19 protein-coding genes are annotated in these 16,913 nt (G+C 71.0%); 7 read left to right on the forward strand and 12 right to left on the reverse strand.

The features are described 5' to 3' along the window. Positions 1–13: 13 nt before the first annotated feature. The 4 genes from OG223_RS13440 to OG223_RS13455 are packed head-to-tail and all read right to left on the reverse strand — an operon-like array spanning position 14 to position 4,246. Complete coding sequence (locus OG223_RS13440) at positions 14–1,270, reverse strand: amidohydrolase family protein (RefSeq protein WP_329247041.1); 1,257 nt, start codon at positions 1,268–1,270, stop codon at positions 14–16. Further along, positions 1,267–2,550 (reverse strand): amidohydrolase family protein, encoded by a 1,284-nt coding sequence (locus tag OG223_RS13445; protein WP_329247043.1) that lies wholly within the window; start codon positions 2,548–2,550, stop codon positions 1,267–1,269. Before OG223_RS13445 ends, OG223_RS13440 begins: the two co-directional genes overlap by 4 nt. A gap of 14 nt (positions 2,551–2,564) precedes the next feature. Continuing rightward, complete coding sequence (locus OG223_RS13450; protein ID WP_329247046.1) at positions 2,565–3,449, reverse strand: SDR family NAD(P)-dependent oxidoreductase; 885 nt, start codon at positions 3,447–3,449, stop codon at positions 2,565–2,567. Further along, a complete protein-coding gene (locus tag OG223_RS13455) occupies positions 3,449–4,246 on the reverse strand; it encodes an acetoacetate decarboxylase family protein (RefSeq protein WP_329247049.1) in 798 nt (265 codons plus the stop codon). Before OG223_RS13455 ends, OG223_RS13450 begins: the two co-directional genes overlap by 1 nt. Positions 4,247–4,418: 172 nt before the next feature. Between OG223_RS13455 and OG223_RS13460 the strand changes: the two genes are divergently transcribed. From OG223_RS13460 to OG223_RS13480, 5 genes are all read left to right on the forward strand, one after another. Then, positions 4,419–5,408, forward strand: a complete 990-nt coding sequence (locus OG223_RS13460; RefSeq protein WP_329247052.1) for a DEDDh family exonuclease — start codon at positions 4,419–4,421, stop codon at positions 5,406–5,408. Between the two features lie 94 nt (positions 5,409–5,502). Further along, positions 5,503–5,736 carry a hypothetical protein gene (locus tag OG223_RS13465; protein ID WP_329247054.1) on the forward strand — a complete coding sequence of 78 codons (234 nt, stop codon included), beginning with the start codon at positions 5,503–5,505 and terminating at the stop codon, positions 5,734–5,736. A gap of 49 nt (positions 5,737–5,785) precedes the next feature. Then, on the forward strand, positions 5,786–6,580 hold the full coding sequence (locus OG223_RS13470; protein ID WP_443073836.1) for an SURF1 family cytochrome oxidase biogenesis protein: 795 nt from the start codon (positions 5,786–5,788) through the stop codon (positions 6,578–6,580). A gap of 71 nt (positions 6,581–6,651) precedes the next feature. Further along, positions 6,652–8,439 (forward strand): glycoside hydrolase family 15 protein, encoded by a 1,788-nt coding sequence (locus tag OG223_RS13475; protein ID WP_329247060.1) that lies wholly within the window; start codon positions 6,652–6,654, stop codon positions 8,437–8,439. A gap of 5 nt (positions 8,440–8,444) precedes the next feature. Then, on the forward strand, positions 8,445–9,200 hold the full coding sequence (locus OG223_RS13480) for an SDR family oxidoreductase (RefSeq protein ID WP_329247063.1): 756 nt from the start codon (positions 8,445–8,447) through the stop codon (positions 9,198–9,200). Between the two features lie 33 nt (positions 9,201–9,233). On the opposite strand, the gene amaP is transcribed toward OG223_RS13480, so the two are convergent. From amaP to OG223_RS13505, 5 genes are all read right to left on the reverse strand, one after another. Next, positions 9,234–9,812, reverse strand: coding sequence for an alkaline shock response membrane anchor protein AmaP (gene amaP, locus OG223_RS13485; protein WP_329247065.1), 579 nt, complete (start codon positions 9,810–9,812; stop codon positions 9,234–9,236). A gap of 5 nt (positions 9,813–9,817) precedes the next feature. Continuing rightward, positions 9,818–10,489: a DUF6286 domain-containing protein gene (locus tag OG223_RS13490; RefSeq protein WP_329247068.1), complete on the reverse strand. Its 672-nt coding sequence runs from the start codon at positions 10,487–10,489 to the stop codon at positions 9,818–9,820. Then, positions 10,486–10,878, reverse strand: coding sequence for an Asp23/Gls24 family envelope stress response protein (locus OG223_RS13495; RefSeq protein ID WP_329247069.1), 393 nt, complete (start codon positions 10,876–10,878; stop codon positions 10,486–10,488). The genes OG223_RS13490 and OG223_RS13495 overlap by 4 nt, the downstream gene beginning before the upstream one ends. Beyond that, positions 10,875–11,060 carry a hypothetical protein gene (locus OG223_RS13500; protein WP_019060657.1) on the reverse strand — a complete coding sequence of 62 codons (186 nt, stop codon included), beginning with the start codon at positions 11,058–11,060 and terminating at the stop codon, positions 10,875–10,877. The genes OG223_RS13495 and OG223_RS13500 overlap by 4 nt, the downstream gene beginning before the upstream one ends. Positions 11,061–11,127: 67 nt before the next feature. Beyond that, positions 11,128–11,613 carry an Asp23/Gls24 family envelope stress response protein gene (locus tag OG223_RS13505; RefSeq protein ID WP_019060656.1) on the reverse strand — a complete coding sequence of 162 codons (486 nt, stop codon included), beginning with the start codon at positions 11,611–11,613 and terminating at the stop codon, positions 11,128–11,130. An 87-nt stretch (positions 11,614–11,700) separates the two neighbouring features. Between OG223_RS13505 and OG223_RS13510 the strand changes: the two genes are divergently transcribed. Beyond that, positions 11,701–12,453, forward strand: a complete 753-nt coding sequence (locus OG223_RS13510; protein ID WP_329247073.1) for a nucleopolyhedrovirus P10 family protein — start codon at positions 11,701–11,703, stop codon at positions 12,451–12,453. Positions 12,454–12,486: 33 nt separating this feature from the next. On the opposite strand, the gene OG223_RS13515 is transcribed toward OG223_RS13510, so the two are convergent. The 3 genes from OG223_RS13515 to OG223_RS13525 all read right to left on the reverse strand — a co-directional run bounded on the left by OG223_RS13515 (position 12,487) and on the right by OG223_RS13525 (position 15,597). Continuing rightward, entirely contained in the window at positions 12,487–13,299 is an 813-nt protein-coding gene (locus OG223_RS13515; protein WP_329247075.1) for an enoyl-CoA hydratase/isomerase family protein, read from the reverse strand. Between the two features lie 117 nt (positions 13,300–13,416). Continuing rightward, positions 13,417–13,635 (reverse strand): helix-turn-helix domain-containing protein, encoded by a 219-nt coding sequence (locus OG223_RS13520; protein ID WP_019060653.1) that lies wholly within the window; start codon positions 13,633–13,635, stop codon positions 13,417–13,419. Positions 13,636–13,998: 363 nt separating this feature from the next. Then, on the reverse strand, positions 13,999–15,597 hold the full coding sequence (locus OG223_RS13525; RefSeq protein ID WP_329247078.1) for an ABC-F family ATP-binding cassette domain-containing protein: 1,599 nt from the start codon (positions 15,595–15,597) through the stop codon (positions 13,999–14,001). Positions 15,598–15,964: 367 nt separating this feature from the next. Here OG223_RS13525 and ypfJ point away from each other — a divergent pair, with 367 nt between their 5' ends. Then, the gene (gene ypfJ / locus OG223_RS13530; RefSeq protein ID WP_329247081.1) at positions 15,965–16,855 is read left to right on the forward strand and encodes a KPN_02809 family neutral zinc metallopeptidase; all 891 of its coding nucleotides are present in this window, start codon (positions 15,965–15,967) and stop codon (positions 16,853–16,855) included. Positions 16,856–16,913 lie beyond the last annotated feature (58 nt).

Below are 16,913 nucleotides of genomic sequence, written 5' to 3' on the forward strand. Positions count from 1 at the left end.
CCCACCCCCGGCGTCACCACACCCGTACCGACGCCCCTCGTGCGAACACCGGGCTCGTCGCCGCCGCCGGCGGTTCGGCCAGCGGCTCCGCGATCTCGCTCACCGTAGGGCCGACCTTCGCCGCGATCGGGTCCAGGACGTCGAGGTCGAAGCCGTAGACGCGGGCCGCGTTGCCGCCGACCATCGCGGCGACCTCGTCGCGCGGCACACGCGCGTAGGCGAAGCGCAGGCCCTCCCTGGAGTACGGGTACGTGCCCTCGTCGTGCGGGTAGTCACTCCCCCACATGATCTTCTCGATGCCGATGCGGTCACGCAGGGGCACCTCGTGCGGGCGCATGAAACTGGCGCCTACGAAGCAGTTGTCGCGCCATACCTCAGAAGGACCCTTGCCCATCGAAGTGGCGAGCCCCGCGCCGAACTTGGACTCCGCGGTCGATGCCCTCGACGCCTTCGCGGCCGACGCGACCAGGCGCCCGTGGTAGTAGTCCAGCATGTCGAGCACCCCGGGTATCCAGCCGGAGCCCTGCTCGGTCAGCACCAGCTTCAGATCCGGGTGGCGGCGGAAGGCACCGCCGAAGATCAGGTGCCACAGGGCGCGGTGCGAGAACCACGTCGTCTCGACCATGTACACCGCGCGGGCGGCCGGTTCGTCACCGAGGGGCGGGGACGCCGAGCCCGCGTGATGGTTGACGGGGACGCCGAGTTCCGCGCACACGGCCCAGATCGGGTCGTACGTCGACGAGTACAGCTCCGGCAGCCCCGAGCCGGGTGGGGTGCCGGGGAGCAACAGGCCGCCCCTGAGGCCGGCCTCGACCGCCCGGCGGATCTCCTGGACGGCCTCCTGGACGTCGTTGAGGAGGATCTGGAAGACGCCCGCCCGTCGGCCCGGCGCGGCCCCGCAGAAGTCCGCCAGCCAGCGGTTGTGGGCGCGCAGGCCGGCCCAACGCCGCTGGAACTCCTCGGCGTTGGGCGCCGGCGCCATCAGGGAGCCGGACGGGAAGAACGGCGGGATGGTGTTCGGGAAGACGACCTCGGCGACGATGCCGTCCTGCTCCAGCTCCGCGATCCGCCGCTCGGAGTTCCAGTTCCGGTCGGCCGTGTCGGCGACCAGGTCCTCGTACGGGTTGACGTACGTGGCCGCCCACGCGTCGAACTCGTCGTGGTACCGCTTCTCCAAGTAGGGCCGGTAGTCCAGGAGATCGGCGCCCGCGTGGCAGTCGGCCGAGACGACCGTGTACCGGTCCTCGCTCGTGGCACCCGTGGTGCTCATGGGGTCACCCCCAGCACGGGGAAGTCGTGGTCGGTCAGCCAGTGCCGGCCGACCTCGCGGGAGCGCGCCCAGGACGCCGTCACGGCCGCCTGGTCGTCCTGCTGGCCCAGTTCGGCGGGGGTGGGACCGATCCGGCGGGCCAGCGGCTCCAGGGCCGCCACGTCGAAGCCGAAGGCGTCGGCCGCCGCCAGGCCCAGCATGCGGCGGGTCTCGTCGACCGGGATGTCGTGGAACGTGCGCTTCAGCCACGCGCGCGTGTCGGGCCAGGTGCCCTCGGGGTGCGGAAAGTCGCTGCCCCAGAGGATGTTGTCGACGCCGATCTCGTACCGCTGGGCCAGTTCGCGGCGCTTGGTGTTGGTGGCGCAGATGAAGACCTGCCGGTCGAGGTACTCGCTCGGCGGCCGTTTCAGCTCGGCGAAGGGCGAGAGCTTCTTGCCGCCGTGGGCGCCCAGGTAGAGGCGGTCCATGAACCAGAGCTGGTTCGGCAGCCACCAGCAACCCGACTCCGCGACACCGAACTTGAGGCCCGGGTGGCGTTCGAAGACCCCGGACCAGAGCAGGAACCACAGCGGCCGGGCGGGCCACCAGGTCACCTCGCTCACGAAGATGCCCAGATGGTCGCCGTACTCGTGGCGGGGCGCGGCCCCGGAGTGCGTGAGTACCGGCGTCCCGCACTCGGCGGCGGCCGCCCACACGGGGTCGTAACGGGGGTCGTGGTAGGGCTCCTTGTCGACCCACATGGAGGGGATCATCAGGGCGCCGAGGCCGGACTCCCTGGCGCGGTGGATCTCCGCGACGACCTTCTCCGTGGGGGCCGTCACCGGCAACAGGGCGACTCCGCAGTGCCGTTCGGGGTTCTCGGAGACGAAGTCGGCGAGCCAGCGGTTGTGCGCCTGCGCGCCGGCCATGCCCAACTCGGGGTCCAGGTCCCCGGAGAGGCCGAGACCGACGCCGAACGGCGCGGCCGTCTGGCTGTCCACGGCGTCGGCGTCCGGGAAGACCACCTCGGCGGCCACCCCGTCCCCGTCCAGCTCCTTGAGGCGCTGCGCGGTGTCCCAACCCCCGCGCAGGCCCTCCTCGTTGTCGTGGAACCACTTGGCCGCGAACGCCTCGTTGCGGATGCCGAGCCGGGTCATCTCCTCGCGGCGCCGGTCGCGTCCGGCGAGGAACTCGTCGAAGTCCCGGTGGAACCGGGCGTCCAGATAGGGCCGGTACTCCTCGGTCGGCAGCCCGGCGTGGCAGTCGGAGGAGATGATCAGGTACGGCTCCTGGTCGGTCACAACAACCCCCTCGGTCAGTCCAGGATGAAGCTCTCCAGGTACGACGGGTTCGCGCGGTCGAGCATCGAACGCGCGCGTGCCCTGATCTGGTCGTCGCTGTGCTCGCTCTCGGGCAGCAGCCAGAAGCGGTCCGCGCGGATGCCGTCCACGACGAGGTCCGCGACCTCCTCGACGGGCGTGAAGGCGACCTCCCTGCCCGCCTCCTTCATCGCGGTCTCCCACTGGTCGAGGCTGCGGTAAGGAGTCCTGCGGGGGCGCTCTTTCGCGTACCGGTCGGGCCGGTTGCGGTGCGACTCCCACAGTCCCGTGCGCAGCATGTGCGGCCCCGGGAAGAGCACCGAGGCGCCCACGCGCGCGTGCTCCGCCTTCAAGTGGGCGTACAGGGACTCGGTCATCGTCACGACGGCCGCCTTGGTGACGGCGTACACGGAGGCGGTGGGCAGCGGGGCGATACCGCCGTCCCCGGAGGACGTGTTGACGACATGACCGGGTTGACCCGACTTGATCATCCTCGGCACGAACGCCTGGATGCCGTGGAAGACGCCCCACACGTTGACGGCGAACGCCCACTGCCAGTCGTTCGGTTCGTGCTCCCACATCCGGCCCTCGGCACCCGAGCCGACGCCCGCGTTGTTGCACAGGACGTGGACGGCGCCGTACGTGTCGTACGCCGACTCGGCGAGATCCAGGACCTGTTGGCGTACTCCGACGTCAACTACGCGCGCGTGCACGTCGGCACCGTCGGCGCGCAGGTCGGAGGCGGCCTTGTCGAGGGCTCCCTCCTCGACGTCGGCGAGGACCACCTTGAGCCCGTCGGCCGCGAACCGCCGTGCCATCGCGAGCCCGATCCCGCTCGCCGCCCCGGTGACGACGGCGACCTGACCCTCCGTCAACTCCATCAGACGCTCCCCTCAGGGGGACCGTCATGGACCTGTTGCGGATCGTCGTAGCGCTGGTGGATGTACGGCAACAGGGCCCGCGCGTCGACCCGTTCGACGACCTTGCCGCGCTGGTCGCTGGTCTTCTCGCCGATCGTGATGTCGACGAGGGTGCGCACGGGGAGGTCGGCCACCGGGTCGTACATGGACTCGCGCAGGACGACGTCCCCGGTGACGCGTTCGAGGCGGCGCACCTTCTCGTTGCGCAGGCAGTGCACGAGGACGGGGTCGGCGTCGAAGCCCGAACCGTCCACCGCGGGAAGGAACTTGAAGTAGAAGTCGGTCTTCTGCGTCGGCCCGGGGAGGGGCAGTTCCTCGCTGACCGCGCCGCGGATCTCGACGAAGGCGATGCCGTGCCGGGCGAGGACGGCGTGCACGACGAGGCCCACGCGCTCGACGGTCACCTCGCCGAGTTTCTTGGGCTCTCCGAAGACCTCACGGCCGCCGGTGAGGGCCCGTTCGTGGGTCATCGGCATCACCAGCGGGTACCAGCCCTCGACGCCGTCGTGCGCGGCGGCGACCGCGAACGAGCCCGCGCCCAGGGGATATCCGGTCAGCTCGACCTTGCTGATGTTCACCCGGACCAGGGGCCTCCCGGTGGGCTTGAGGGGCGGCGGCAGGACCGCCGCGACCGCGTCCGGGTCGCTCTCCCAGACGGCCACCACACCGGTGGACCAGATGTCGGGGAGCTTTGCGCTCGCTGTGCGTGCGGCGGCGATCTCCGCCTCGGTCCGTGCGCCGTACCGTACGCGTGCCATACGCCGTACCGCCCTTCGTAGGCCGTCATCCGTCAGGCGGGCAGCACGCTTGCACCGGGCGGGCAAAAGGTCCATAGCCACGCGCGCGTGCGTTCGTCGGAGTCGAACGGGCGGGCGGGACAGGGCACCTGAGGGACGGGGCTGTCAGTGACGGCCCGTATCCTCAGTGACCATGCTCGAAGACCACTCGCCCGCCGTGTCCGCAGCCGCTCCGTGGCCGGCCGCGTATCCCCAGGGATACGCGGTAGTTGACGTGGAGACCACCGGCCTGGCCCGGGACGACCGGATAATCTCCGCGGCCGTCTACCGTCTGGACGCGCTCGGCGAGGTCGAGGACCACTGGTACACGATGGTCAACCCGGAGCGCGATCCGGGCCCCGTGTGGATCCACGGTCTGACGAGTGACGTCCTGGAGGGCGCGCCCCTCTTCAAGGACATCGCCGACGAGTTCGCGACCCGCCTGGAGGGCCGGGTGCTGGTCGCGCACAACGCGGTCTTCGACTGGCAGATGATCGCGCGGGAGTACGCGCGCGTGCAGATCGAGCCCCCGGTCCGGCAGCGGCTGTGCACCATCGCGCTGTCGAAGGAGCTGAGCCTGCCGCTGCCCAACCACAAACTGGAGTCCCTGGCGGCGCACTTCGGTGTCGTCCAGCAGCGCGCGCACCACGCGCTGGACGACGCGCGCGTGCTCGCCGAGGCGTTCCGGCCGAGCCTGCGCGCGGCGGCCCGGAGCGGCGTGCGGCTGCCGCTGCACGAGTGCCGGCCGCTGACCGAGTGGACCGCCGACCGGCCCGCGCCCCGGATCGGCCAGCAGTCCGGGGGCTACAGCGGCTACGGGGCGGGCAGTTGGCGTCCCGCGCGCAAGCGGCCCGCGTGCCCCTACCCCAACCCGGGGCGGTTCGAGGACGGCAAGCCGCTCAAGCAGGGCATGCGGATCGCGTTCTCCGGAGACACCTCCATCGAGCGCGAGCTCTTGGAGGACCGTGCCGTGGAGGCCGGGCTGCATGTCGCGACGAGCCTGTCCCGGCTGACCAGTCTGCTCGTCACGAACGACCCGGACTCGGGCACCTCCAAGGTGGTCAAGGCACGGCAGTTCGGCACACCTGTGGTGGACGAGGCCGCGTTCGGACAACTCCTCCGGGACGTCGAGCAGGCGGACTGAGCGCGCCACGGGGAGCCGTACGGACGGGTGATTGCCGCGCGACTCGCCCCGCGCCCGCTCGCCCGTTCCGAGCGGACGGCCCACCCTGTGGCGCATGGCGAGATGTGAAGTTTGCGGCAATGACTACGGAATGAGCTTCGAAGTGCACGCGCAGGGCGCGGTGCATGTCTTCGACTGCTTCTCCTGCGCGATCCACCGTATGGCCCCGATCTGCGAGCACTGCCGGGTGCAGATCATCGGCCAGGGCGTCGAGGTGGAGGGCCAATGGTTCTGCGGCGGCCACTGCGCGCGGGCGGAGGGGATGGTGGGGATCGTCGACAAGGTCTGAGGACAGACCCCCCTCAATGCGCCCCACGGCCGAGTTGTACGGTCGTGGGGTGTACCGCTTCCTGATGTCCCGGCAGTGGGTGATCCTCGCGTTGATCACCCTCCTCCTGATCCCCACGATGATCAGACTGGGCATCTGGCAGATGCACCGCTACGAGATGCGCAGCGCCCGGAACCAGTTGGTCGCGGACGCGCTGCACGCCAAGCCGGTCCCCGTGGAGACGATCAGCACCCCCGGGCACGCGGTGACCCGTACCGAGAAGTACCGCACCGTCACCGCGACGGGCACCTTCGAGACCTCCAAGGAAGTCGTCGTCCGGCGTCGTACGAATGACGACGACGAGGTCGGCTTCCATGTACTCACCCCGTTCGTGTTGACGGACGGCAAGGTGGTGTTGATCAACCGTGGATGGATCCCGGCGAACGGCGCGCAGACGGCGTTCCCGAAGATCCCCGCACCGCCGAGCGGCAGGACCACCGTCACCGGGCGTCTGATGGCCGACGAGACGACCGCGGCCAGCGGCATCAAGGACCTCAAGGGCCTGCCCGACCGCCAGATCATGTTGATCAACAGTGAAGAGCAGGCGAAGCGGCTCAACGCCCAGGTGCTCGGCGGCTATGTCGAGCAGACGGCGCCCGAGGCGAAGGGCGGCACCCCGGAGCAGATCTCCGACCCGGGCAAGGAAGACGCCCCGCTGAACTACGCGTACATGATCCAGTGGTGGCTGTTCGCGGCGGCCGTCCCGGTCGGCTACGTCGTCCTGGCGCGGCGCGAGGCCCGGGACCGCCGGGAGGCGGCGGCGAAGGCCGCGGAGCCGGCGGAGGCCGAGCCCGCGGCGGTGTGAGCCCTCCCGCACTTCACCCGCCCGGCCCCGAACCTTGATTGCCCCGCCGGTAGGGAGGGAACCCGCACCCCGTGCACCCACGTATCGAGGACTACGCCCTCATCGGCGACGAACAGACCGCGGCCCTGGTCGGCATGGACGGCTCGGTCGACTGGCTGTGCCTGCCCCGCTTCGACTCGGCCGCCTGCTTCGCCCGACTGCTCGGCGACGAGGACAACGGCCACTGGCGCATCGCCCCCGAGGGCGCCGACCGTTGCACCCGCCGCGCCTACCGCCCCGACACCCTGGTCCTGGACACGGAGTGGGAGACCGACGAGGGCACGGTACGCGTCACCGACCTGATGCCCCAGCGCCACCGCGCCCCCGACGTCGTACGCGTCGTGGAGGGCCTGAGCGGCAAGGTCACCGTCCGCAGCACGCTCCGCCTGCGCTTCGACTACGGCTCGGTCGTGCCGTGGGTGCGCAGGTCCGACGGGCACCGGGTGGCCGTCGCGGGCCCCGACTCGGTGTGGCTGCGCAGCGAGCCCGAGGTGCGCACCTGGGGCGAGGACTTCAGCACCCTCTCGGAGTTCACCGTCGAGGCCGGCGAGAAGGTCGCCTTCGTCCTCACCTGGCATCCCTCGCACGAGCCCCGTCCGGCGCTCGTCGACCCGTACAAGTCGCTGCGCACCAGCGTCGCGGACTGGGAGCGCTGGGCGGCCCGCTGCCGCTACGACGGCCCCTACAGGGACGCGGTCGTGCGCTCCCTGATCACCCTCAAGGCCCTCACCTACCGGCCGACCGGTGGCATCGTCGCCGCGGCCACCACCTCGCTGCCCGAGGAGATGGGCGGTGTCCGCAACTGGGACTACCGCTACTGCTGGCTGCGCGACTCGAGCCTCACCCTGGGCGCTCTGGTCTCCGCGGGCTACCACAAGGAGGCCGAGGCCTGGCGCGACTGGCTGCTGCGCGCGGTCGCGGGCGATCCGGCGGACCTGCAGATCATGTACGGCGTGGCGGGCGAGCGGCGGCTGCCCGAGTTCGAACTGCCGCACCTCTCCGGCTTCGCCGGTTCGGCCCCCGTACGGATCGGCAACGGCGCCGTCAACCAGCTCCAACTCGACGTCTACGGGGAGGTCATGGACTCCCTGTGGCTGGCCCGCCGCGCGGGACTGTCCCCCAAGCCGCACATGTGGTCGCTCCAGGCCGTCCTCCTGGAGTGGCTGCGCGCGCGGTGGGAGCAGCCGGACGAGGGCCTGTGGGAGGTGCGCGGCGGGCGCCGGCACTTCGTGCACTCCAAGGTCATGGTGTGGGTGGCCGCCGACCGGGCCGTACGCACTTTGGAGGAGTACGCCGACCTCCCCGGGGACCTGTCGGGCTGGCGCGAGCTGCGGGACGCGGTGCACAAGGACGTGTGCGAGAAGGGCTACGACCCGGAACGCAACACGTTCACGCAGTACTACGGCTCGCAGGAACTCGACGCGGCCCTGCTGCTCATCCCCCGCTTCGGTTTCCTGCCTGCCGACGATCCGCGGGTCGTCGGCACGGTCGACGCGGTCCAGGCGGCGCTCGGCCACGACGGCTTCGTACGCCGCTACGACACCGCGGCCGACACCCCCGTAGACGGGCTGCCCGGCGCCGAGGGCACCTTCCTGGCGTGCTCCTTCTGGCTCGTGGACGCCCTGCACCTGACGGGCCGCAAGAAGGACGCGCGCGTGCTGTTCGAGCGGCTGGTCGGGCTCGCGAACGACGTGGGGCTCCTCGCGGAGGAGTACGACCCGGTGGCCGGCCGTCAGCTCGGCAACTTCCCGCAGGCGTTCAGCCACATCGGCCTGGTGAACAGCGCCCTCGCCCTGTTCGGGGACGAGGAGGCAGGATAGGGGCCATGGATCTTGGACTGAAGGACCGGGTGTACGTCGTCACCGGGGCCACCCGCGGGCTGGGCAACGCCTCCGCGCGCGAGCTGGTGGCCGACGGCGCGAAGGTGGTCGTCACCGGGCGGGACGAGAAGCGTGCCGCCGACGCGGCGGCCGAGCTGGGGCCGAACGCGATCGGCGTGGCCGTCGACAACGCCGACGCGGACGCGCCGGACCGGCTGATCGCCGCCGCGCGTGACCACTTCGGGCGCTTCGACGGCATCCTCGTGAGCGTCGGCGGGCCGCCGCCCGGGTTCGTCGCCGACAGCACCGACGAGCAGTGGCAGGCGTCGTTCGAGTCGGTGTTCCTGGGCGCGGTGCGGCTCGCCCGCGCGGCGGCCGCGGAGTTGGCGGCGGGCGGTGTCATCGGGTTCGTGCTGTCGGGGTCGGTGCACGAGCCGATCCCGGGGCTGACGATCTCGAACGCGCTGCGGCCCGGTCTGGCCGGTTTCGCCAAGTCCCTCGCGGACGAGCTGGGGCCGCGCGGCATCCGGGTCGTGGGGCTGCTGCCGGCCCGCATCGACACGGACCGCGTGCGCGAGCTGGACGGGCTGTCCGCGGACCCGGAGGCCACGCGTGCGGCCAACGAGTCGCGGATTCCGCTGCGGCGGTACGGGACGTCGGACGAGTTCGGGCGGGTGGCCGCGTTCCTGTTGTCGCCGGCCGCGTCCTACCTGACGGGGATCATGGTGCCCGTCGACGGCGGGATGCGGCACGGGTTCTGACGACCCATCAACTCCACCCGCCCGCTCAACCCGTCAACTCACCCTCTCCGCGCGGTGCTTGACGCCCGTCAGCCGTACCTCTGTCGGCAGTGCCTCCAGGCCCGCCGAATCGCGGGCGTGGACCAGGGCGTTGGCCGTCAGGTGGTCGAGGGCCACTCCGGGGTCCACGTGGGGTTCCAGGCTGAGCCGGACGCGGGCCTCGGGTGCCGTGCGGGTGCCGGCGAGCCGCACGTGCGCGTGGGCCACGCCTTCCAGTGCGCTCGCGTCGGTGGCGAGGACGCCCTCCAGGGCCCGGCCCCGCAGCAGCGCGCCCTCTCCGTCGCCGGTGCTGACGGCGACCTCGGCGAGCCGGCGCCGCCGTAGCACCGCGACGAGCCACCACAGGGCCAGCAGGGCGACGACGGCGAGCGTGGCGAGGACCGTGGGCCACCACCAGCCGTCGGCCCGCCAGCGGGTCCGCTGAGCGTCGCTCAGCAGGACGTCGTGACGGCCGTCGTGGATCCACCACGACGGTGGCTTCACGCCGAGCCCGACGGCCAGCACGGACCCGCCGAGCACGACCAGCACGAGACCCACGACACCGATCACCACACGGTTGACGACCCTGAGCACCGACCTCACCCTTTCCGTCCGGAACGGCCGACGCGCACCGACAGCGCGGGCGGCCTGGCCAGCCCGAGCCCGGTGATCGCGTCGGTGAGCACGGCGTCCAAGTCGGCCCGTACATCGTCGAGTTCACGGAAATGCGACACCGCGCGGACGTCGGCCTTCGTCCGGCCCGTCCGTACGCGTACCGACTGCACGCCCGAGACCTCCATGGCCCGGTCGCGCAGCACCATCGCGGCGGCGGTGCGCTGCAGACCGGCCCGGATGTCGGTGTGGGTGCGGCGCATCGGCAGCACCTGGCGCAGGCCGGGCGTGAGGGCGAGCACGATCAGCCAGAGGCCCAGGGCGGCGGCGATGCCGGCGCCGACGAGCACCCAGGTGTCGTCCAGGGGGCGTTCGGCGAGTTGCCGGGCGAGTTCGCGGCGCCAGTGCGCGGCGGGCCGTTCGGCGCGCACGGCGGTGACGTCGTAGAGCAGGGCGCCCGCGCCGGCGAGCACCAGGACGGCGACGACGGCCGCGGGGACACGGCGCGCCGACCAGAAGCGGCCGTCCTTCCCGTTCCCCACCACGGGTACGGGATCATGGTCCGCCGCCGGGACGTACCCGTCCCGCCCTTGATCGGCCCCCTTCTCGATGACCGGTAGTCGTTGGGTCATGCCTTCAGAGCCTTGGGGCTCGCTCATAGCGTCCTCCCCTGTGCCGCACGGTGCGACTGTGCCGGATGGAGCCGTTCCACGTGGACGGCGACCTCGGGCACCTCCATGCCCACCAACGCGCGTACCCGCTGAACCACCTGTCGACGCACCCGAGAACAGCGGTCGCCGATGTCGCAGGGATAGTCGAGTTCGAGGTGCACGCGCACGCGTACCGCCTCGTGGTGTACGACGACGGTGGCATGCGGCGGTGCGGCCTCCGGGGGCAGTGGTCCGAGTGCCTCACGCGCGGCCTGCGCGGCGATCTTCGCGACGACCCGGTCGGCGATCCGGGTGGCGCCCCGCTCGCCGGGCGCCACGACCACCGCGGTTCTGCCGCGCTCGTCGACCGCGCCGTCCCCGCCGCTCATGGACGTCATCGCCGCCGGTCGTCACGCGAGCGGAAGAAGTCGCCGAGTTCCAGGTCCCCCTCGAGGAACCGGCCGACGACGAACCCGATGGCGCCCAGGGCCGCCACCAGCAGGAAGGCACCGAACCCGCCGAAGTATCCGGCGAAGCCCAGTGCCATTCCGGCGATCATGCCGACCACGGCCCTGCTCATCCTGCGCTCCTCAGCTCGTTCGTCGGCCCGCTCATCGATCGGCCCGCCGGTTCGTTCGTCGGCCCGGTCACTGGAGTCGGGGCTCCGGTTCCTCGTCCTCTTCGTCCGGGAGCTTGACGTCGCTCACCGCGATGTTGACCTCGACGACTTCGAGGCCGGTCATCCGTTCCACGGCCGCGATGACGTTCTCCCGTACGGCCCGGGCGACGTCCGCGATCGACACCCCGTAGTCGACGACGATCTCCAGGTCGAGCGCGGTCTGTACTTCGCCGACCTCGGCCTTCACACCCCGGGACACCGACTTCGTACCGCCGGGGACCCGGTCGCGCACGGCCCCGAAGGTGCGGGACAGCCCGCTGCCCATGGCGTGCACACCCAGCACGTCCCGGGCGGCCAGCCCGGCGATCTTCTCCACGACCCCGTCGGCGATGGTGGTCCGCCCTCGGGACGCGGGGTCGCCGCCGCCGCGTTTGGTGGGGGGTTTGCGGGTCTGTACGGGCTCCCGCTCGCCGTCGGGGTCCTGGGTCCGGTTCCGTTCCGTCATGTCGGTCATCGCCGTACGTCCCTTTCGGTCGTCGTCCTTCGACCACGGTAAGTGCGGTTGCTCGGTCTCGCGCTGGACATGCGGCAGGCTGGAGACATGACGGCGGACGCATGGACACGAGCGGTACGGCATCAACTGCGGCTCGGCAGGCTGCTGCCCCTGGGTGACCGGCGTGACGGCGCGTGGATCGCGGAGCGGGCGGCCGAGGCCGTGCTCCGGGACGTGGCGCAGCACGTGCGGGGCGTACGGCTGGGCGCGCTGCGCATCGCGCTCGCGGATCCGGAGGACGCGCACGAGCCCGCCGTACCGCCACCGCCGGGTGCCCTGCCGCCCGGTCCGCTGCGGATCACGGCCGACTTCGCGGCCGCGGCGACCGAGCCCCTGCCGGCCACGGCGTCCCGGCTGCGCACGGCCCTGGCGACGGCCGCGGCGGAGCGGCTCGGGCTGGTCGTGGCGGAGGTTGATCTACAGGTGACGGCCTTGCTGGACCATATGGACGATGTTGACCGTGTGGACGATACGGATCACTCCGTCGCCGACATTGACCACGTTGATGACATTGACCTGATGGTCAATGTTGATGACGGCGGCGAGTCCCGGATCATCGCCGCCGTGCTGGCCGTCCCGGGCGTGGCCCGGCTGACCGGCACGCTGGGCGGGCTGGGGCGGGCGGTGCACATCGAGGAGCGGCAGGGCGAAGGCGCGCCGACACGCCTCCACGCGCGCGTGGAGGTCGCCGTACGCGCGGACCACCGGGCCCTGGAGGTGGCCCGGGAAGTCCGCGCGAGGGTCGGCGAGGTGCTGCCGGATCACCCGACGGTGGCGGTGCTCATCACCAGGATCGGCTGAACCACGACCGACTGAACCACGATCGGCTGACGCCTATTCTCCGACGCCGGCCAGGTCCCGCAGTCGTCGCGCCTGTGCGGCGCGCTCGGCGGCGCGCTGATCGTCGTACGCACGGCCCTGGACGCCCTGGAGGAGCGCCTTGGTCTCGATGACGGCGTCGCGCGGTGCGGCCAGCAGCGCGGACGTGAGGTCGCGTACGGAGTCCTCGAGCTGGTCGACGGGCACGGCGATGTTCGCGAGGCCGGTGCTGACGGCCTCCTCGGCCAGGACGGAGCGCCCGGTCGCGCAGATCTCCAGCGCACGGGCGTAGCCGACGAGGCCCACCAGGGGATGCGTGCCGGTGAGGTCGGGCACCAGTCCGAGGCTGGTCTCGCGCATGGCGAACTGCACATCGTCGGCGACGACGCGCAGGTCACAGGCGAGGGCGAGTTGGAACCCGGCCCCGATGGCGTGCCCCTGTACGGCGGCGATGGACACGATGTCGCTGCGTCGCCACCAGGTGAAGCCCGCCTGGTACTCGGCGATGGTCCCGTCCAGCACGGCGTCACTGCTGTGCGCGAGGTCGATGAACGACGGTTCGCCGTCGAAGCCCTCGGGCGTGAACGCCTGCCGGTCGAGTCCGGCCGAGAAGGACTTGCCCTCGGCACGCAGTACGACGACGCGGACGGTGCCCGGCAACAACCGCCCGGCCTCCGCCAACGCCCGCCAGAGAGCAGGACTTTGAGCGTTGCGCTTGGCCGGGTTGGTCAGCGTCACCGTGGCGATCGCGTCGTCGACGGTGAGCCGTACGCCGTCCTTGTCGAGTACGGGACCGAGGTCCTTGTCGTCCTGTTCGGGCGAAGCCATGGGGCGCCTCCGATGTGTGCGGTCAGCAGAGCAGAGCTAAGTGACTGCACAGTAACCACCCGGCCGGTCAGTCGTCCGACCGGGTGGCCACCATCGAAACCGATGGGCCGCCCGGGGTCAGGCCGAAGCCTTCTTGCCCCGGGTCGCCCCGCCACGCCCACGGAGCGTGACGCCCGACTCACTGAGCATCCGGTGGACGAAGCCATACGAGCGGCCGGTCTCCTCGGCCAGCGCTCGGATGCTCGCACCGGAGTCGTACTTCTTCTTCAGGTCTGCCGCGAGCTTGTCGCGCGCGGCGCCGGTTACCCGGCTGCCCTTCTTCAGAGTCTCGGCCACCCGTGCCTCCTCATGGGAAGTGCGCTCTTGGTCTCCTCATGATCACCCCTCCAAGCGTTCATGGCCACCCATTCGGCAAGGTCCGTAAGACAAGGTTTTGACGACAGGAGCGCGTCCCCACAAGTGGAATGTGGAATTCCATACGGTCGCGTCCGTACGGCCGAACGAGTTGTTCCGCGAAACACCTGGTCAGAGACGCAGGACGGCCGAGCCCTTGTCGATAAAGGACTCGGCCGGGAAATCGGTGTACGACACACCTCGGTACGAGGAGATCTCACACAGATGGTGGATCACCGGTAGGCCGAATGATCCATACGCCGTTGATCAAGCATTCGATCACGGTCTTTCGATCAGGGCTCACGGTCACGCCAGGGCGACGAGATCCGCGTAGTCCGCGCCCCACAGGTCCTCGACGCCGTCCGGCAGCAGGATGATGCGCTCCGGCTGGAGAGCCTCCACGGCACCCTCGTCGTGGGTGACGAGGACGACGGCGCCCTTGTAGGTGCGCAGTGCGCCGAGGATCTCCTCGCGGCTGGCCGGGTCGAGGTTGTTCGTCGGCTCGTCCAGGAGGAGGACGTTCGCGGACGACACCACCAGGGTGGCGAGCGCGAGGCGGGTCTTCTCGCCGCCGGAGAGGACCCCGGCCGGCTTGTCGACGTCGTCTCCGGAGAACAGGAACGAGCCGAGCGTCTTGCGGACCTCCACGAGGTCCAGGTCGGGGGCTGCGGAGCGCATGTTCTCCAGGACCGTGCGCTCCGGGTCGAGGGTCTCGTGCTCCTGCGCGTAGTAACCGAGCTTCAGGCCGTGGCCCTCGATGACCTCGCCGGTGTCCGGCTTCTCGGCGCCGCCGAGGAGCTTCAGGAGGGTCGTCTTGCCGGCGCCGTTCAGACCGAGGATGACGACGCGCGAACCCTTGTCGATGGCCAGGTCGACGTCGGTGAAGATCTCCAGGGAGCCGTACGACTTCGACAGGCCCTCCGCCATGAGCGGGGTCTTGCCGCAGGGCGAGGGCTCCGGGAAGCGCAGCTTGGCGACCTTGTCGGAGACGCGCACCGCGTCGAGCCCGGCGAGCAGTCGGTCGGCCCGCTTGGCCATGTTCTGCGCGGCGACCGTCTTGGTGGCCTTGGCGCGCATCTTGTCGGCCTGCGAGTGCAGGGCGGCGGCCTTCTTCTCGGCGTTCTGCCGCTCGCGCTTGCGGCGCTTCTCGTCGGCCTCGCGCTGCTGCTGGTAGAGCTTCCAGCCCATGTTGTAGTAGTCGATCTGGGCGCGGTTGGCGTCCAGATAGAACACCTTGTTGACGACGGTCTCGACGAGGTCGGTGTCGTGGGAGATCACGATGAAGCCGCCGCGGTACGTCTTCAGGTAGTCGCGCAGCCAGACGATGGAGTCGGCGTCGAGGTGGTTCGTGGGCTCGTCGAGGAGCAGCGTGTCCGCGTCGGAGAACAGGATGCGGGCCAGCTCGATACGGCGGCGCTGACCGCCGGAGAGCGTATGGAGCGGCTGGCCGAGCACGCGGTCCGGGAGGTTCAGCGCGGCGGCGATGGTGGCCGCCTCGGCCTCGGCGGAGTAGCCCCCCTTGGTGAGGAACTCCGTCTCCTGGCGCTCGTACTGGCGCATGGCCTTCTCACGCGTGGCGCCGCTGCCGTTGGCGATGCGCTGTTCGTTCTCGCGCATCTTGCGGATCAGGGTGTCCAGGCCGCGCGCGGAGAGGATGCGGTCGCTGGCGAGCACGTCCAGGTCGCCGGTGCGGGGGTCCTGCGGGAGGTAGCCGACCTCGCCGGAGCGGGTGACGGTGCCGCCGGCGGGCTGGCCCTCGCCGGCCAGGACCTTGGTCAGGGTGGTCTTGCCGGCGCCGTTGCGCCCGACGAGACCGATGCGGTCGCCCTTGGCGACACGGAAGGTTGCGGACTCGATGAGGACGCGGGCACCGGCGCGCAGCTCGATACCGGAGGCGGAGATCACGGTCAGACTCCAGAGCGGGGTCGTAGGCGGAAGGGGCGGCTGAGGACGTTCCCGCCGTCTAATGCGCGAGGAGAATGGCCATAGGCCAAGTCTAACGGGGTCGTGCAAGCGCTTTTCCTGTGTGCGGCGGGTCATCGCCGTGGTGCGAGCGGCCCGGGGTGACCCGGCCGGGGCCGTCCACGGCGATGAGCTGCGCGGTACGGGTCCGGGGCGGGGAGACGAGTGGCGCCGCACCGTGACGTACGGCACGCGCGCGTGGAGGCTCGGTGGCCCTCGGGGGGAGGTCGGCTACCTCCCGTTGGGGGGGCGTCCCCCGTTCGGCCCCTTGTCCGGCGCCCCGGCGGGAGCCGCGGGCGAGGATGACGCCATGCAGTTCGACGACGACGCGAATCTGGACACCTCCGAGGTGCAGGACGTGCGCGGCAGCCGGATTCCCGGTGGCCGGGCGACCGTGGGCGGTGGTCTCGCGGGGCTGATCGCGCTGCTGCTCGGGCTCTTCTTCGGGGTCGGTCCCGACAACCTGGGGTTGTCGTCGGGCAGCGACTCACCGGCGGCCACCGCGTCCTCGCTGGCCCAGGTGCAGTCGTCCTGCCGTACCGGGCAGGACGCGAACACCAAGGAGGACTGCCGCATCGTGGCGGTGGTCAACAGCGTGCAGGACTTCTGGACGCAGGAGTTCCAGCGGCGCAGCGCCACGTACACGCGGTCGCCGACCGTCTTCTTCAGCGGGCAGGTCGCCACCGCGTGCGGGACGGCGACCTCCGCGGTGGGGCCGTTCTACTGCCCCGGCGACCGGAAGGTCTATCTGGACCTGGGGTTCTTCGACGAGCTGCGGACGAAGTTCGGCTCCAGTGGCGGGCCGTTCGCGCAGGCGTACGTCGTGGCGCACGAGTACGGGCACCATGTGCAGGACCTGATGGGCACGCTCGGCAGGTCGCAGGACGGGCGGACCGGCGCGAACAGCAACGCGGTGCGGGTGGAACTGCAGGCGGACTGCTACGCGGGGGTCTGGGCGCATCACGCGACCACCACGAAGGACGAGTCGACCGGGCGGCCGTTGATCACCAGCCTCACGGACGCCGACATCCGGGACGGGCTGGACGCGGCGGCGGCCGTGGGCGACGACCGGATCCAGGAGCGGTTCCAGGGCCGGGTGACGCCGGAGACCTGGACGCACGGGTCGGCGGCGCAGCGGCAGCAGTGGTTCCACCAGGGCTATCGCACCGGGGACATGGCGCAGTGCAACACCTTCCGCTGACGGGCCGCAGTGCGCTGTCGGAGCCGTTGTCAGTGGCAGGTGCAAGACTCGTCGAAAC

It is taken from the genome of Streptomyces sp. NBC_01478 (genome assembly GCF_036227225.1).
GTDB lineage: Bacteria > Actinomycetota > Actinomycetes > Streptomycetales > Streptomycetaceae > Streptomyces.

What these genes read in the sequence shown, in the direction of transcription:
- OG223_RS13500 (WP_019060657.1), bottom strand. Translation starts at nt 11,060, where the DNA reads ATGAGCAGGGCCGTGGTCGGCATGATCGCCGGAATGGCACTGGGCTTC.
- OG223_RS13515 (WP_329247075.1), bottom strand. Translation starts at nt 13,299, where the DNA reads ATGGCTTCGCCCGAACAGGACGACAAGGACCTCGGTCCCGTACTCGAC.
- ypfJ (WP_329247081.1), top strand. Translation starts at nt 15,965, where the DNA reads ATGCAGTTCGACGACGACGCGAATCTGGACACCTCCGAGGTGCAGGAC.
- OG223_RS13465 (WP_329247054.1), top strand. Translation starts at nt 5,503, where the DNA reads ATGGCGAGATGTGAAGTTTGCGGCAATGACTACGGAATGAGCTTCGAA.
- OG223_RS13505 (WP_019060656.1), bottom strand. Translation starts at nt 11,613, where the DNA reads ATGACCGACATGACGGAACGGAACCGGACCCAGGACCCCGACGGCGAG.
- OG223_RS13495 (WP_329247069.1), bottom strand. Translation starts at nt 10,878, where the DNA reads ATGACGTCCATGAGCGGCGGGGACGGCGCGGTCGACGAGCGCGGCAGA.
- OG223_RS13440 (WP_329247041.1), bottom strand. Translation starts at nt 1,270, where the DNA reads ATGAGCACCACGGGTGCCACGAGCGAGGACCGGTACACGGTCGTCTCG.
- OG223_RS13490 (WP_329247068.1), bottom strand. Translation starts at nt 10,489, where the DNA reads ATGAGCGAGCCCCAAGGCTCTGAAGGCATGACCCAACGACTACCGGTC.
- OG223_RS13480 (WP_329247063.1), top strand. Translation starts at nt 8,445, where the DNA reads ATGGATCTTGGACTGAAGGACCGGGTGTACGTCGTCACCGGGGCCACC.
- OG223_RS13510 (WP_329247073.1), top strand. Translation starts at nt 11,701, where the DNA reads ATGACGGCGGACGCATGGACACGAGCGGTACGGCATCAACTGCGGCTC.
- OG223_RS13460 (WP_329247052.1), top strand. Translation starts at nt 4,419, where the DNA reads ATGCTCGAAGACCACTCGCCCGCCGTGTCCGCAGCCGCTCCGTGGCCG.
- OG223_RS13455 (WP_329247049.1), bottom strand. Translation starts at nt 4,246, where the DNA reads ATGGCACGCGTACGGTACGGCGCACGGACCGAGGCGGAGATCGCCGCC.
- OG223_RS13450 (WP_329247046.1), bottom strand. Translation starts at nt 3,449, where the DNA reads ATGGAGTTGACGGAGGGTCAGGTCGCCGTCGTCACCGGGGCGGCGAGC.